This is a genomic window from Pseudomonas sp. 58 R 12 (assembly GCF_900005865.1).
Classification (GTDB): domain Bacteria; phylum Pseudomonadota; class Gammaproteobacteria; order Pseudomonadales; family Pseudomonadaceae; genus Aquipseudomonas; species Aquipseudomonas tritici.
Genome location: NZ_CVTP01000028.1, coordinates 218,953 through 232,731, shown reverse-complemented (window position 1 = coordinate 232,731; position 13,779 = coordinate 218,953). Strand labels below are relative to the sequence as shown.

The 13,779-nt window shown below is 56.5% G+C and carries 16 protein-coding genes and 1 pseudogene; 8 read left to right on the top strand and 9 right to left on the bottom strand.

Going from position 1 to position 13,779, the window contains the following annotated elements; genetic code table 11:
- Positions 1-11 precede the first annotated feature (11 nt).
- Together BFP95_RS25350 and BFP95_RS25345 are read left to right on the top strand one after the other, a co-directional pair.
- Entirely contained in the window at positions 12-713 is a 702-nt protein-coding gene (locus BFP95_RS25350) for a glutamine amidotransferase (RefSeq protein WP_065874192.1), read from the top strand.
- A gap of 71 nt (positions 714-784) precedes the next feature.
- The gene (locus tag BFP95_RS25345) at positions 785-1,141 is read left to right on the top strand and encodes an antibiotic biosynthesis monooxygenase family protein (RefSeq protein WP_065880860.1); all 357 of its coding nucleotides are present in this window, start codon (positions 785-787) and stop codon (positions 1,139-1,141) included.
- Positions 1,142-1,307: 166 nt separating this feature from the next.
- Here BFP95_RS25345 and BFP95_RS25340 read toward each other — a convergent pair whose 3' ends face one another.
- The 4 genes and pseudogenes from BFP95_RS25340 to BFP95_RS25330 form a co-directional block, all read right to left on the bottom strand.
- Positions 1,308-1,550, bottom strand: a complete 243-nt coding sequence (locus BFP95_RS25340; protein WP_065874196.1) for a hypothetical protein — start codon at positions 1,548-1,550, stop codon at positions 1,308-1,310.
- Between the two features lie 12 nt (positions 1,551-1,562).
- Positions 1,563-2,042 carry a hypothetical protein gene (locus BFP95_RS25335; protein ID WP_065874198.1) on the bottom strand — a complete coding sequence of 160 codons (480 nt, stop codon included), beginning with the start codon at positions 2,040-2,042 and terminating at the stop codon, positions 1,563-1,565.
- A gap of 55 nt (positions 2,043-2,097) precedes the next feature.
- A pseudogene (locus BFP95_RS30115) lies at positions 2,098-2,342 on the bottom strand (GNAT family N-acetyltransferase); the annotation flags it as partial.
- Positions 2,343-2,649: 307 nt separating this feature from the next.
- A complete protein-coding gene (locus BFP95_RS25330; RefSeq protein ID WP_225930642.1) occupies positions 2,650-3,429 on the bottom strand; it encodes an AraC family transcriptional regulator in 780 nt (259 codons plus the stop codon).
- 87 nt (positions 3,430-3,516) lie between these two features.
- Here BFP95_RS25330 and BFP95_RS25325 point away from each other — a divergent pair, with 87 nt between their 5' ends.
- The gene (locus BFP95_RS25325) at positions 3,517-4,122 is read left to right on the top strand and encodes a VOC family protein (protein WP_256530441.1); all 606 of its coding nucleotides are present in this window, start codon (positions 3,517-3,519) and stop codon (positions 4,120-4,122) included.
- A 392-nt stretch (positions 4,123-4,514) separates the two neighbouring features.
- Here BFP95_RS25325 and BFP95_RS25320 read toward each other — a convergent pair whose 3' ends face one another.
- Entirely contained in the window at positions 4,515-4,973 is a 459-nt protein-coding gene (locus tag BFP95_RS25320) for a GNAT family N-acetyltransferase (RefSeq protein ID WP_065910868.1), read from the bottom strand.
- Between the two features lie 463 nt (positions 4,974-5,436).
- Here BFP95_RS25320 and BFP95_RS25310 point away from each other — a divergent pair, with 463 nt between their 5' ends.
- The gene (locus BFP95_RS25310) at positions 5,437-5,850 is read left to right on the top strand and encodes a contact-dependent growth inhibition system immunity protein (protein WP_065890391.1); all 414 of its coding nucleotides are present in this window, start codon (positions 5,437-5,439) and stop codon (positions 5,848-5,850) included.
- Positions 5,851-6,466: 616 nt separating this feature from the next.
- Here BFP95_RS25310 and BFP95_RS25305 read toward each other — a convergent pair.
- Positions 6,467-7,354, bottom strand: coding sequence for a serine hydrolase domain-containing protein (locus BFP95_RS25305; RefSeq protein ID WP_065890393.1), 888 nt, complete (start codon positions 7,352-7,354; stop codon positions 6,467-6,469).
- A 270-nt stretch (positions 7,355-7,624) separates the two neighbouring features.
- Between BFP95_RS25305 and BFP95_RS25300 the strand changes: the two genes are divergently transcribed.
- From BFP95_RS25300 to BFP95_RS25290, 3 genes are all read left to right on the top strand, one after another.
- On the top strand, positions 7,625-8,839 hold the full coding sequence (locus tag BFP95_RS25300; protein WP_065874200.1) for an aldose 1-epimerase family protein: 1,215 nt from the start codon (positions 7,625-7,627) through the stop codon (positions 8,837-8,839).
- Positions 8,840-9,310: 471 nt separating this feature from the next.
- Positions 9,311-9,565: a hypothetical protein gene (locus BFP95_RS25295; protein WP_065874201.1), complete on the top strand. Its 255-nt coding sequence runs from the start codon at positions 9,311-9,313 to the stop codon at positions 9,563-9,565.
- A gap of 57 nt (positions 9,566-9,622) precedes the next feature.
- Positions 9,623-10,144 (top strand): hypothetical protein, encoded by a 522-nt coding sequence (locus BFP95_RS25290; protein WP_065874202.1) that lies wholly within the window; start codon positions 9,623-9,625, stop codon positions 10,142-10,144.
- 199 nt (positions 10,145-10,343) lie between these two features.
- Here BFP95_RS25290 and BFP95_RS25285 read toward each other — a convergent pair whose 3' ends face one another.
- Positions 10,344-10,952, bottom strand: coding sequence for a LysE family translocator (locus BFP95_RS25285; RefSeq protein ID WP_065874239.1), 609 nt, complete (start codon positions 10,950-10,952; stop codon positions 10,344-10,346).
- Between the two features lie 112 nt (positions 10,953-11,064).
- Between BFP95_RS25285 and BFP95_RS25280 the strand changes: the two genes are divergently transcribed.
- Positions 11,065-11,928 (top strand): LysR family transcriptional regulator, encoded by an 864-nt coding sequence (locus BFP95_RS25280; protein ID WP_065874203.1) that lies wholly within the window; start codon positions 11,065-11,067, stop codon positions 11,926-11,928.
- Positions 11,929-12,084: 156 nt separating this feature from the next.
- Here the strand turns inward: BFP95_RS25280 and BFP95_RS25275 are convergent, their stop codons facing one another.
- Positions 12,085-12,819 (bottom strand): BPL-N domain-containing protein, encoded by a 735-nt coding sequence (locus tag BFP95_RS25275; RefSeq protein ID WP_065910866.1) that lies wholly within the window; start codon positions 12,817-12,819, stop codon positions 12,085-12,087.
- Between the two features lie 315 nt (positions 12,820-13,134).
- Positions 13,135-13,761 (bottom strand): glutathione S-transferase family protein, encoded by a 627-nt coding sequence (locus BFP95_RS25270; RefSeq protein WP_065880855.1) that lies wholly within the window; start codon positions 13,759-13,761, stop codon positions 13,135-13,137.
- Positions 13,762-13,779: the final 18 nt, after the last annotated feature.

Sequence of the window (13,779 nt, the reverse complement as noted above, 5' to 3'; positions counted from 1 at the left end):
TGAGTGTTTCCATGAAAACTGCTATTGCACTGCGCCACATTCATTTTGAAGACGTGGGCACCCTGGATGTGGTGCTGGCCGATGAAGGCTACACCCTGATTTACCTCGACCCCACCGTGGACACCATCTACAGGGAGCAGGTGCTGCAGGCCGACTTGCTGATTGTGCTCGGCGGCCCGATTGGCGCGTATGACGAGGACCTGTACCCGTTTCTGCACGACGAACTGGAGCTGGTGCGCCAGCGCGTGGCGTCCGGCAAACCGTTGTTGGGCATCTGCCTGGGCGCACAGCTGATCGCCCGCGCCATGCATGCCAAGGTCTACCCGATGGGCGTCAAGGAGATCGGTTTTTCCGCGTTGACCTTGACTCCGGCCGGCCAGGACTCACCGCTCGCCGCGCTGATGGACACGCCCGTGTTGCACTGGCACGGCGACCAGTTCGATGTGCCCGACGGTGCCGTATTGCTGGCCAGCACACCAGTGGGCGCCCACCAGGCGTTTGCCGTGGGCCGCACGATTCTGGGCCTGCAGTTTCATCTCGAAGCCAACACCCCCCACATCGAACAGTGGCTGGTTGGCCACGCCAGCGAACTCGCCCACGCCGGCATCGACGTCGTCGCACTGCGCGCCACGGCCGCTGGCCTGGGCGATCGCCTGACCCGCGCCGCTGGCAACGTGATGCGCGCCTGGCTGAACAACCTGGGCCCCCGTTAACCCACTGGCGGCGGGCAACCGCCGCCGTTTAAGACCACCTGAAAAAAACCGTCAAGGATGAGGAGTCAAACATGATCGTCGTGTTATTCGAATTGCAGGCACTGCCCGGTCAGGGCGAGACCTATGTGGACCTGGTCAATAAGCTGACCCCGTTGCTGGAACCCATGGACGGGTTTATCTCCGTCGAGTGTTTTCAGAGTACGCTGAACCCCAAGAAGGTGATGTCGGTGACCACCTGGCGCGATGAGGAAGCCGTGGTGCAGTGGCGCAACGTCACCGCGCACCTGTCTGCACAACGCGCCGGGCGCGACAAGATCTTCGACGATTACCGCGTTCGCGTGACTTCGGTCATTCGTGACTACGGCCTGCGGGATCGTGAGCAAGCGCCGTATAACGTCGTTGTGGATGGAGCACACGCCACGGCGTAACGCCATGCTGATCGTTCCCACGCGGTGCTTGGGAACGATCATGGGTTGGGCGCTGGAGGGCTGTCGCAGAGAGAGCGCTGCCGTAAGCATCACAACAAATGTTTGCGCCGCTGCTTCCTGTATGACAGGCATTGGAGCACTAAACCGCGGAGAACCCCTGCCACCTTCAACCCATCTGTTCGAACCGCCGCCGCTTTAGGAACAACCCCACCCCCAGTGCAACGGCAAAGATCGACAGCAACCCCAGGTCAAATCCAAGCAAGCGGATGTGGCTCGCCGCAACGCAGCCGACCGCCCCCATCGCCACCAGCAGTACCCCTAACCACTTGCGAAGCGGGTACGACTTCAGAAACCGATCGAGCAGAAAGAACAGCACCAGAGCAGCGACCAGTTGGGTAATGTCAGACATGGGTTTCTCCCGTCAGGTCTTGATGATCAGTGTCGAGGCGGTACGTTGCGGGCCGATACCGCCGTTCACCTGCGCCTCGATGCTCACCAGTATGTCGCCTGCATGATAGGTGGGCAGGGTTTCATTCACGTACATGCGCACACCGGCGCCGACGGGGGCCCCCACGTAGGGGGAGGCAACGTAAGAGGTGGCGCCCGCGAACGCCGAGGCCGCCAGGTTGGCGATTCTGGTGCGCTGGGCGTTGAGCACATCGCCCTGCTGCCGGGTCAGCGGCTTGGAGATGCCGATCATCATCAGGCACGGCAGGTTCTTGGCCAGCATCTTGTCGTACACCTCGACGACCTTGCGGTTGACCTCGTAGTGCGCGCTCTTCGCCTCACCAAAATGCAGCTCGCGCAGCCGCCCGCGTTCGCTGTCAGTGAGGGTGATCTGCGAGACGTTGAACACGATCCCGTGATTGCCCATGTATTGGAAAGTCCCTTCGAACTTCATCGCACGCATCCTTTCGAGCCAAAGGCGGGGATTGTCTAGAAGGCGGGCGCTGGATTCAAATCATTTCACCTGGCTGGCAAGGTGCACAGCGCGGCGTAAGGTGCTGACGGTCATAATAATTGTCGAATTCACTGCTTTCGACGAACACGAAGCCATGGCGGATGTAAAACGGTTCCAGGCACTTTCTTTGAGGGCACCTACTGTGATCGGCAGTGCAGCTGCATCCGCTGCTTCGAAAATCTGTGCGAGTACAACCGAGCCGATCCCCGAACCCTGCGCGCTCGGCCTCACGTATAGGTGCTAGCCCCTAACAGCGCATTAATTTTCGTATGAGCTATCCCGCTTTTCATCGCGAAATTTACCCTGCTTAGCGCTTATTTAAGGGACGTCGACTGGCGGCTCTTGGCCGATAGCTGCCCGTCACGAGCGGCAGTAATCGGCCAGAAGCGGACGTTTAGAACAGAGAAATAAATCTGTTCTCTTTTCCCAATGGACATCATTGCGGCGTACGCAAGGCTATCGCGTGGTGCGCGCAGCGCTCTCTACAAAAGCACCTTAGCACTTGGCGCCGCACAATTAGGCGAAGCATGGACTTCGCGTACACCCATCAACTTGATCTAGAAATTGCCTCTTTGCTAATCAGTGTCTGCGCTCGCACATATTGTCCTGGCGTAACACCCATTATCCGACGGAACATGGCAATGAAAGCACTAATATTTTCGTAGCCAAGCTCAATCGCCGTTGTCGTCACTGACATCCCCTCGACCAATAGTTGAATAGCGCGCAACGTGCGTGCACGTTGTCGCCATTCAGAAAAACTAAAACCGGTTTCAGCGACCAGACGCCGGGCAAGTGTTCTAGGTGCCATACCTGACCAAGCAGCCCAATCCTCAAGTGATCTATTGTCATCAAGCTGAGCAAGTATCGCATCGGTGATACGCCTCAAGCGCGGGTCATTGGGGTGCGTCAGACCGATGGGTTCAGCGGGTGAGGTAGCAATTTCATCCAAGATGACTGCTGCAACCCGCGACTCCATTTCGTTGCGGGGGGGTTGTCCCCACGACGCAGCGCGGCTTACCGCTTCGCGCAGCAAACTGCTGACCCTAAATGTGCATGGCATTTGATGCAGGATCCCGCACTCTTGCTCCGCGATATAGACCATCGCTCCTGCAAAAGCGCCATGTGACATCATCGCGTGTGCGACACGGGGAGGTATCCAAATGGCATGGGTAGCCGGCACTACCCATGAGCCGCCGTCAGTGCTGACGGAAAGCAGGCCGGCAAGGCTTGCGATTAGTTGGCCTGTCGTATGAGTGTGAGGCGCCGTTTCGCGGATCGCCCGGTCGCGTTGCTCTATCGCCAACAGTGGCATAAGCGCGCGGTTCATGGCTGGTTTACGTTATCCAATGTCATATCCGAGGTAGCCATATCCTGAATGCCTAATGGAGAATAAGACCGGTCAGAGGAATACTCAATGTCTAAAAATCGCAAATGTTGCTTCTCTTGGATTGGCCTGATTATGCGTACCTCTCACACATTTATTTTCTGTGTTTTGGCCGTAACAGCTGGATGCGCAAGCTCACCTCCCTATTTGGCCCGTGAACCTTTAAAGGATCATTTGATGAATTCTAACCACATGGTGCATGCCGTCGATCATATTGGCTTCGCAGTCAGTTCATTGGAAGAAGCCATTCGCTTCTGGACAATTGGACTTGGGTTCACTCTTGAGCGTCAGTCGGAAATGGGCGGATCATTCATTTTGCAAGTAACCGGCACCGCCGATCCGAGCGTGCGAACGGCGATAGTCAAAGGCCCGGATGGCAGCCGAGTAGAGTTGCTGGAATATTCGCAGGGTGACCGCCACGGTATCACCCCACCTACGGCATCAGCGATTGGTTCAGCGCATTTGGCATTGAGAGTGCAAGACATATACGCCGTACTCGAACGCATTGAGCAAGCAGGCTGGAAAGCAAGAGGCAAGCCTCAAGCGATTCCCGCAGGCCCACGCAAGGGAACTCTAGTTGTATATGTGACCGGGCCAGATCATATCACTCTGGAACTGATGCAGGCTAATGAGTAGCTTCCTGCCGAAGGCTGTTAAGCTTATTTCCCTAAAGCAATTACTTAAAGCGCTCTCCGTCGCGCATGACGTATCATGGCAAACATAAAGATCATCACTTTCAAGTATACAGCTGGCGTAATCATACACTTCGCCGGCCACATAAAATTTGGATTTCCTTTCAGGCACTCTACTGCGCAGATCGAAAAGCTAAAGCCCTGTTAGTGCGCTAGAGCGCAGATCACTAACGCTTAAAGGCGCAAATCTTAAATTACCGCCATATAGGATCTATTAATAACTGCTTTTGGCGGCGGACATTCCTGAATTAGCAGCTTCTAGCCTTTCGTCCCTATTGCGAACATCCGCGCTCCCAGGCGTTTGCTCTCCATCTTATGCTGCAAACCTGAGCGAGTTCAAAGATCCCGCAGCATCAATCGCTGCTCCTTACCCCACGCCCGAAAAAACTCCTGCACCTGCCATCCACGCTTGGCGTAGTAGTCGCTGCGATCATAGGTGTGCAAGTACAACCGCGTGGTGCCGTTGGCCTTTGCGGCGTCGCAGATGCCTTCTATCAATTGTTCCGCCAACCCTCGCTTCCTTGTCTGCGGGGCGATAAAGACGCAGGCTAACCAGGGCCCCAGCTCCGGGCGTTCGGGCAAGTCGCTGGCGGCAAGTGCAGCGCCGCCAAGTAGCCGGTCATTCTCTAGGGCGATCAGACATTGCCAATCACCGTTGCCCTGGCCTTCCGCGAATTCGCGTTGCCAATCGGCCAATGGCTGCTCAACAAACTCGTATGCGAACTGCTGATGCAGCCACTGCGCCAGGGTGTCGCTGTGTTGCATATGGTCACGCAGCCAAACCAAGCGGGGCATGTGAGAGTCTTCCTTGTTTTTGGATCAGTACGCGTATGTGGCCGCAAGGAGGGAATAGGGTCAAGCGCAACGGTGAAAAGGTGACTGAAACGGTGACAGATTTTTTTTTCTTCCGGAATGACCGCTTCTGGCCGATTACTGCCGTTCGTGACGGGCAGCTATCGGCCAGAAGCAGCCACTCGGCCCACGGCACCAAACGGTCCAATGAGCTCAAAGGTGAGGATGGAATCTCGGTTGAGAAGGCCAATTAGCTCGGCGATCAGACACTGGCTGCTCGAAAGCACATCACTACCCAGCATTGAGAAGGCATACTGCCACTCTGAGAAACTGCTTGGATGGCTAAGAGGGCTTACCAGCCATGCCGAAACGCTTAAGAATGTAATTAGCCCAGAGGCGCAAGCGGCCCGACAGGCAGCTTTAGATACTTTAAAACGTATCTCTGACCTCTAAATGGTGCGGGTATATGAAAAAGACATTTCGTCAAATAGATGAGAGTAATGGGTTTAAGTGGGAAGTTGAGCCTGATGAGTCTGCGCTTGAGTCATGGCACAGGTCGATTCTGGACACTCCGATTACTGAGCTCGATATTGGCGACCTTTGCAGATCGGTCAGGCAAGATATGTATACGTCGGAATTATTGCCTATCGTGGTTCGCGAGTTGGATAAGGAAGTGCTGGTAGGATTTCTGGATGACGCCGAGTTGCTAAAAGGAACCTCAAAATTATCGGAGGCAGTCTGGGCGAAAAATTTACTGCTGACGCAAAAAATGTTGAATATTCTGAGGCGAGATAAAGAGCTTATTGCTGTGGAGCCTCGCGCTGTCGAATATGCTCAGGCTTTAGAGAGGAAACTGCTGGCAGCGCTTAATGGTAAATGACACAAGAAGGAATAGGGGAAAGGGGGACAGATTTGAATGGCACTTACTTAACAGCTAACAGGCTGATCTGATTACAAAAAAATAAAAAAAGGCCGCCCTCGGTCTACGGTGATAGTTGCGAAAAGGTCAGTGACATAAAGGACTATACACAGCCGCATTTGCGCAATTGTATGACCGATATTCCATCCATCCCGACGCAGAGCAGCAGGGAATTTATCTTGTGATCTGGTTCGGCGGCGATGAACTGGTCGCAAACAAAAAATACAACCTTAAACTCCGCTTCGGAACTGAAGGCCAGCATCAAAGAGACGCTCCCGCCTGAGCTAGTTGGGCTAATTGATGTGTTCGTCTTGGACGTTTCCGAGTCCTAAAGTTATGCCTGAAACGCAGAGACGAAGACTATATGCGACAAGCCCAGGAGATTCGAAAAATAGCACTCTGAGTCGTCCAGATTTTTTATACGCTTGGTGCAGTGACAACGCCCGCTAATGGGCCGGTAGCGTGCGTTTCCAAACGTCCGCTTATGGCCGATTGCAGTCGGGGGGGACAGGCAGCTTTCGACCCAGGCGGTCATTCGGCGAATCTTTTGACCGACGCTAAAAGGAGTTGAATGCAGTCAGCTCTTTTGACGCAGAACTTGCATGAGCTGCTCAACGACGATGGCTTCGACGAAGCCTTCACTGGACCCCACCTCAAAAGCAGCACAACAAGCCGATCCATCTCCGTCGCAGAGACGGTAGACAGCAATGACATTGCTCGGTCCGCAGCCGGTGTGCCCGCATAGCGAATACCCGCCGTCAATCGACCCTTGCATCACGCCAAGGCCATAGCCCGGCGTGATCCAAGGGCGACCGGGAATCGGGCCGCCCAATGTTCGTGCTCTCTGCATTTCCTGAAGCAAGTCCGTGGAGAGCAGGCCTGCACAAAAGAGTCGATCCAGAAATAACGCTGCTTGCGAAATGTCACCGATCAACAAGCCGTGGTAAACCCAGGCGGGATCATAATTTGAGGCACTTCCAAGGTGGGTCGTTTGTAAGTCTGCTCGCGTTTTTGCAAAGCGAACACTCGATAAGCCCAGAGGAGAAAGTGTCCGTTGAATTACCGCTTCATCAAGCTTCAGATCAGTCAGCCGTTCAATTAGCCTGCCGACAAGCAGGTAGCCGACATTCGAGTAACGCCAACCGTTTCCGGGACTGTATCGGAGTCGAGCACCGTCAAGGCGTTGCATCATTTCATCGGCCGGCCAGGCTGGCTCACTGTTTTTAACGGCAGAGTGATACTCCGCAAGTTCTCCGTAATCAGCCAGACCGGCCTCATGCCGCAGTAGCTGGCGTAGCGTAAAAGGCTGATCAAGAACCGGGTCGTCCAATCCGACCAACCCGTCACGCACCAACGATAGGGCAGTAGCAGCCAAGACTGTTTTCGTGAAACTCCACCAGGGGACCATCAGTTCTGAGCGATCAGCCGCTTGTAGCTGACCATTTGAAACGAGTGAACTGAGCATTGGCTTCCTTGGAGTCTTCAGCGGATCGGCATCTTGACAAGATACCTCAATCATTGCTCTTCGCGGAGGCAAAGGTCAGCCGTTGCACTGTCCTGAACGACTGCTCTTGGCCGATTGCCGCCTTTCGCGAAGAGCATCTTGGGGTCGATTTTAGCCGGTCACAGAATGCAGAAATGGGCTATCCGCGACATCACCGTGTCGATCTTTTAGCTTGCTGAAACGTTTCATCCCATTTATAAAAATGGCACAACTCCAAGAAAGGCTGCCGCCATGACCCCGCTCAAACTTTTTGTTGCCATCAGCGCACTGTCCGCTGCCTCCCACGCCATGGCCTGGGATTACGTTCTGCTCGACACTGACAAAGCCGCGCAGGGCTGGCAGATCACCAGTCAGCAACTCGGAATAAAAACCGACAAACCCTTCAGCGTTACCTTGCGCACCTTGCACGGCGGTCGGCAGGAGGGCGTCAGCATCGTCGACATCGATAACGGCACGATGAAACTCTCGGTAGTGCCGACTCGCGGAATGAACGTCTTGCAGGCCTCAGTTGGCAATGTACGCATGGGCTGGGATTCGCCGGTCAAGGAAGTGGTCAATCCGTCTTTTATCGAACTCAATGGCCGCGGTGGTCTGGGCTGGTTGGAGGGTTTCAATGAGCTGGTCACCCGCTGTGGATACGAATGGGTCGGCCACCCCGGCGTCGACAACGGCGAACTGCTGACCCTGCACGGTCGAGCCGCCAACATTCCTGCGAATAAAGTCACGCTGCATATCGATGAAAAACCACCGTACGCCATTACCCTGCGCGGCGAGCTGAAAGAGCAGGCGTTCAAAAAGGTCGACTTCTCGGTCGCGACCGAACTGGTGACCGAACCCGGCAGCGTCGTGTTCGCCCTCAACGACACTCTGACCAACAACGGCGACTATCCGAAGGAATACCAAGCGCTGTATCACAGCAACTTCAGCACCCCGTTCCTGGAGCAGGGCGCTCGTTTCGCCGCGCCGGTGAAACAGGTGTCGCCCTTCAACGACAAGGCCAAGGACGATCTGCCCGACTGGCAAACCTACCGCGCACCGACCAGGGACTACGACGAAACGGTGTACAACGTGGTGCCGTATGCCGATGCCAAGGGCGATACGTTGACCGTGTTGCATAACAAGGCCGGCAGCCTGGGCGTTTCGGTCGGTTTCAATACCCAGACACTGCCCGTGTTTTCCCTGTGGAAAAACACCGACACCGAAGGCCAGGGCTACGTCACAGGGCTGGAGCCGGGGACAAGTTTTTCCTACAACCGCCGTTATCAGCGGCCACTGAATCTAGTACCGACAATTGGGCCCAAGGAACACAAGCAGTTCCGCATCAGCTATAGCTTGTTGGCGGATAAGGCGGCGGTGGATAGAGCCTTGAAGCAGGTTAGCGAGATTCAGGATGGGCGGGAGACTGAGGTGCGGCAGACGCCGTTGGTTGATCTCACCAAGGGGTGAAACGGGCTGGAGCATTGTTGGCCGATATTGCAGCCCCTCGGCCCTGTGTTCGCGTCTGATCCCGTCGGCTTGTTCAAGGTCCACCAGCGAGCGCGCGACCTTGAGCGGCGATGGGCTGCTCGCAACGATTCGGTCACTGTCCGCAGTTGGCCGAATCCTGCCAGCGCTAATAGTCCCATCAAAGCGATTGCACCCGATGAAATCCTGGAGAGAACTCTGCATCCCAACACGCGGTATCCTCGGCATTAGGTATTCTCCGCTGCGTGAAACAAGATCCTGGCCTGCGACGAACGACCGCTCGTAACAGCCCTTCGAGCAATCTTAAAAGCAGTGCATACGGAGACCTGCATGTTGATCGGCCATCGCTTCGAGCGCACCGCGCTGATCCGTGAGTAGAAACCAGAACACATGCGCACCCATCCCCACACGTTTACACTGGCGCTTTTACCCGAATCATCAGGGAAGAAATCGATGCCTACCGATCCGCTATGCCTGGTCTTCGTGCCCGCCCTCGTGGTCTTGCTCACCGCCGCCGAGAACAAAAAGGGCCTGCCGCTTACGGAGCTTGAGGTGTGTAATATCCGCGACCAAGCCACCTGTGTTGCGCTCACCTTCAGCACCGCGTTGGAGATGGAAGAACAGCGCGGTTATCCGGATATCGTTGCCGAAGACTGCTGGAATGAGTGGCAACGGGTGCGCCTCGATATTCAAACAAGCCCCCTCTAAAGCGTCGCCGCGACCGAAACGGCGCGACTCGCGCCCTCTACGAATGGAATCGATACCATGAACAAAACCTTCTTATTGATGCTGCTATCAATCCCACTCTTTTCCGGATGCTCTACGGTCACAGGGCTTAAGTCCTATACCACCGCGTATAACGAACCACAGCCCGCCACGTCCAGCAGGCTAAGGGTCATCACTGATCAAACCGTCAGGCTGGTTCCCAACAGCCAATGCATTGACTGGCACTTACCCGACTCAGGAATAGTCAATTCAAGGTCCTTGGCGCCGTTGAACAATCACAAATTCAACGACAGGAGCCTTGGCATTCCAGGGGGCGGCGGCGTGCAAAATAGCGCCGAAGTTTATGTAAGCCCGAACATACCGATCACCCTGGTGTATGCAGGTGCTACGCGGAAATATCAGTGCGTCACCGGTCTCTATTTTGTGCCTGAGCCCGGCGCAGACTATGAATCCAGTTCAGAGCCGTGCGGGATTTGGATCAGCAAAATCGTCAAGAACGGCACAACGGGAGCTGTAAGCCGTGAACCTGTTACCAGCTACACCGCGAAGGCATGCCGTTAGTGATCGCCGCGTAGTTTCCAAAATCAGAAGCCGCCATCGGCATGGAGCGGCCTCTTGAAAATCGAGACTGGGGAATGGGCGCTCTCTTATGATTTTTACTAAGGCTTCGCGAGCGCTCAGTGACTGACTATCTAGGCCTGAAAGCTGTTTGCGAAGACCGCAAAAAATAACGCGGGGGCCCTCGCAAGCGAGCTTACGTTCAGCTATGAATGGGTAATGCCAACCCAAACAGTACAAAAAAACCGCCGCAGATTTTATTGAACCGCCGCCCGGTTCGCGCCAACCACGGCCGGACCCGGTGCGCTGCGCTGGCCACCATGTATTCAACGAAAAACTCCACGACGGCGTAGGTCAGCGCGATGGCGGCCGTCTGCGCGATGAGGCTCCTGTGCGGGTCCAGGAACGGTGGAATAAACGCGGTGAACAGCAGCAATGCCTTGGGGTTTGATAGGGCCGATACCAGCCCTTGGCGGAACAGCGACCAGCGTCGCAGGCCTGTTTTACCGGGTGTATCAAGGCTGACGGGGGCTGAGCGCCATAGGCCGAACCCCAACCAGATCAGATAGAGCCCGCCGGCAATCTTCAACGCCATGAACCAGGTGGCCGAGGCCTGGATCAGTGCCCCCAGGCCCACCGCGCACAGTGTCAGCACCAAGGCAAAACCAAGCACGCCACCGCTGATGGTGAACAGTGTTCTGCGGCTGCCGTGGATCGCGCCATGGGTCAGTGCCAATAGCGCGTTCGGGCCTGGCACTACGGCAATGCCGCAGCAGGTAATCAGGTAGAGCAACCAGGTCTCGAATGGCATGATCAGGTCCGCAATGGCTGGGTTCAAGCCAGCATCTTGCGAATGAACTCGCTCCGTTAAAAGCGCATAATTCACGTCGCAGTCATTCGATTAACGAATAAAGGTACGTGCAATGTCCTCCAGCGATTTGCAGATCGATTGGCTCAAGTGCTTTGTGGCGGTGGTGGACGCCGGTTCGCTGTCGGGCGCGGCCCATGAGGTGAACCGATCGCAGTCCGCCGTGAGCATGCAGATGAAGAAACTCGAGGCCGCGCTGGGACGCTCCCTGTTGAACCGAGGCCCGCGGCACCTGCAACTCACGGATGACGGCCAGACGCTGCTGAGCTACGCCCGTCGAATGCTGGCGCTTCACGCCGAGACTCAGGCGGCTTTTCATGGTGAAGCGTTGACTGGCCGCATCCGGCTGGGTGTCGCGGAGGATTACGCGGCAAGGTACCTCACGCCGGTTCTGAAACGTTTTGCACCGCGTTACGCGGGGGTGGACATAGAACTGACCTGTGAACAGTCGACCGCACTGATCCCACGCTTGCGCAACGGCGACCTTGATCTGGCGCTGGTGTCCAGGGACTCGCCGCACAGCGGCACCTTTTTGTTCAAGGAGCCGATGGTGTGGGTGGGGTCGCCCCAGTTCGAGTTGTGGCGGCGCGACCCGGTGCCTATCGCCGTCTACGAAAGCGAGAGCCTGGCGCGACGGTATGCGGTGAATTCACTGGCGCAGCAGGGTCGCCAATTCAAGGTGGTGTACAACAGCTCCAGCTTGGCGGGCCAAGTGGCTGCCGTTGAAGGCGGACTCGCGATTGCCGCGATTACGCAGTGCACTGTGCAGCCGTCACTTCAGGTCTTGAGTAGCGAGCACGGCTTGGGGAATATCGAACCGATGGAGGTTTCGATTCTACGTAGCCGAGCGTCTCGTGGGTCCAAGGCGGTTAATAGTCTGCATGCGTTTATCATCAGTGCGCTTAGAGTTCAGGCGTAGGTTCTGGTAGACGGCCGTCAAAAAGGAGGTTCAGATCCTAATAGCGGGCTGGGGAGCGGGAGCGATACAGACGCTGCGGTTTACTGGGGGACCGAAGTGATACCTTCGTAACCCAGCGCGGGGCAAGCCCGCTCACTACAGAGGACGGCGTGGGCTTCAGAAGCTGCGTATCAACGAGCCGAACAGATCGCCTCGGGGCATTTTGCTCAACGGGATCTCGGCATTCTCGAACCATTCGCGCCCGGCCTCGGGATGCGGTCCGCTCAGCACCACCACGCCCTTCTCATAGGTATACCGCGCCGCCGCCACGTCGCCGTTGCGGTAGGTCGCAATGACCTCGTAGGACGCGGACGTATGGGCGCTGGGGAAGTAAGGACCGTCCTGGTAGAAAACATGGTCGACATTGCCCTTCCACGTGACCTGCACGGCGGCGTCGGCGATGCCGGACACTTCAAAGCCGGGGCGGCCAGCTTCGGAGTCGAGATCCAGGGGGATCAGGCCGAAGTTGCTGTCATCCGCCAGGTAGGCCCCCATGCACAAACCCAGGTAACGCCCACCGCCGGCGACGTAGCCACGGATGGCATCGATGCGCGCATCACCCAGGCTGCGGAGCGCGCCGGGAATATCCTGACCACCGCCGGGTTGCACATAGAGGTCATAGCGCGCCAGGGTTTGCGGTGTGATATCGACCTGCTCATCGGCACCGACAAAGTCGATGTGATAACTGGGGTTGAGGCGGTGCAGGGCCTTTGCCACGTTTTCAGAGCAGTCATCGCAGCCTGCCGGGCCACGGTAGATGGCGACATGGGTGATGGGCGTCGCAGCCTCGGCCGGTGGCGCCAGCAAAAAGGCAAATGCAAACAATGTGGCGACGAGGGCTTGCTGATTCATGGCTGGGGGCTCTTATGGATACCCATAGCCTATAGCGGTCGCGTCATCCAATCCGTAAACAGTTGTAAACAATGTTCAGCGGAGGATAACGCGCAGCCGTGCCCTTCAAGCGAGCGGCCGCTATTCCTCTTCTGAAGCCTGGGACCAAAGGGTTCGTTGCAACAGCGATAAAGCTACTTTTTTACTGCCATCAGCACGTCAAACAGCAACTGTGCCACTGGCGATAGCGACGGTGTTGCTGGTCGGGATGATTGACCGAGACCTCTGGGCCGGACCACGTCGATGATAGACGTGGCCTGCCTCGTTTATTTCAATTTACTTGGCAAACGCATACTCCCCGCCCTGCTCCACCGCTTTGCGATAAGCAGGCCGCGCCTGGAATTTTTCCACCCACGCGGTCAGGTTCGGGTAGGCCTGCAACTTGCCCTGGGCCCCGGCAACTTCGCCGATAAAGCTCATCTGGATATCCGCGCCGCTCAATTCATTGCCGACCAGATAAGGCGTCTGCCCCAGCACGTCGTTCAAGTAACCCAAATAATTGGCCACTTCCGATTCGATACGCGGGTGCAACGGCGCGCCTGCGTCGCCGAGGCGGCCGACATAGAGGTTGAGCATCAACGGCAGCATGGCCGAGCCTTCGGCGAAGTGCAGCCATTGCACGTAGCTGTCGTAGGTGGCGCTGGCCGGATCCGGTTGCAGGCGGCCCTGGCCGTGGTGGCGGATCAGGTAGTCAATGATGGCGGCAGATTCGATCAGTACCTGGCCACCGTCTTCGATTACCGGGGATTTGCCCAGCGGATGGATGGCCTTGAGCTCAGGGGGCGCGAGGTTGGTTTTGGGGTCGCGTTGGTAGCGCTTGATTTCGTAGGGCAGGCCGAGTTCTTCGAGCAGCCACAGGATGCGTTGCGAGCGTGAGTTATTGAGGTGGTGGACGATGATCATTGAATGCTCCGCTGGGCG

Bases quoted from the DNA above. Each gene is read 5' to 3' on its own strand.
- BFP95_RS25325 (WP_256530441.1), top strand. From the start codon at position 3,517: ATGTCTAAAAATCGCAAATGTTGCTTCTCTTGGATTGGCCTGATTATG.
- BFP95_RS25300 (WP_065874200.1), top strand. From the start codon at position 7,625: ATGACCCCGCTCAAACTTTTTGTTGCCATCAGCGCACTGTCCGCTGCC.
- BFP95_RS25295 (WP_065874201.1), top strand. From the start codon at position 9,311: ATGCCTACCGATCCGCTATGCCTGGTCTTCGTGCCCGCCCTCGTGGTC.
- BFP95_RS25340 (WP_065874196.1), bottom strand. From the start codon at position 1,550: ATGTCTGACATTACCCAACTGGTCGCTGCTCTGGTGCTGTTCTTTCTG.
- BFP95_RS25345 (WP_065880860.1), top strand. From the start codon at position 785: ATGATCGTCGTGTTATTCGAATTGCAGGCACTGCCCGGTCAGGGCGAG.
- BFP95_RS25305 (WP_065890393.1), bottom strand. From the start codon at position 7,354: ATGCTCAGTTCACTCGTTTCAAATGGTCAGCTACAAGCGGCTGATCGC.
- BFP95_RS25280 (WP_065874203.1), top strand. From the start codon at position 11,065: ATGTCCTCCAGCGATTTGCAGATCGATTGGCTCAAGTGCTTTGTGGCG.
- BFP95_RS25310 (WP_065890391.1), top strand. From the start codon at position 5,437: ATGAAAAAGACATTTCGTCAAATAGATGAGAGTAATGGGTTTAAGTGG.
- BFP95_RS25335 (WP_065874198.1), bottom strand. From the start codon at position 2,042: ATGAAGTTCGAAGGGACTTTCCAATACATGGGCAATCACGGGATCGTG.
- BFP95_RS25275 (WP_065910866.1), bottom strand. From the start codon at position 12,819: ATGAATCAGCAAGCCCTCGTCGCCACATTGTTTGCATTTGCCTTTTTG.
- BFP95_RS25285 (WP_065874239.1), bottom strand. From the start codon at position 10,952: ATGCCATTCGAGACCTGGTTGCTCTACCTGATTACCTGCTGCGGCATT.
- BFP95_RS25350 (WP_065874192.1), top strand. From the start codon at position 12: ATGAAAACTGCTATTGCACTGCGCCACATTCATTTTGAAGACGTGGGC.
- BFP95_RS25270 (WP_065880855.1), bottom strand. From the start codon at position 13,761: ATGATCATCGTCCACCACCTCAATAACTCACGCTCGCAACGCATCCTG.
- BFP95_RS25290 (WP_065874202.1), top strand. From the start codon at position 9,623: ATGAACAAAACCTTCTTATTGATGCTGCTATCAATCCCACTCTTTTCC.
- BFP95_RS25320 (WP_065910868.1), bottom strand. From the start codon at position 4,973: ATGCCCCGCTTGGTTTGGCTGCGTGACCATATGCAACACAGCGACACC.
- BFP95_RS25330 (WP_225930642.1), bottom strand. From the start codon at position 3,429: ATGAACCGCGCGCTTATGCCACTGTTGGCGATAGAGCAACGCGACCGG.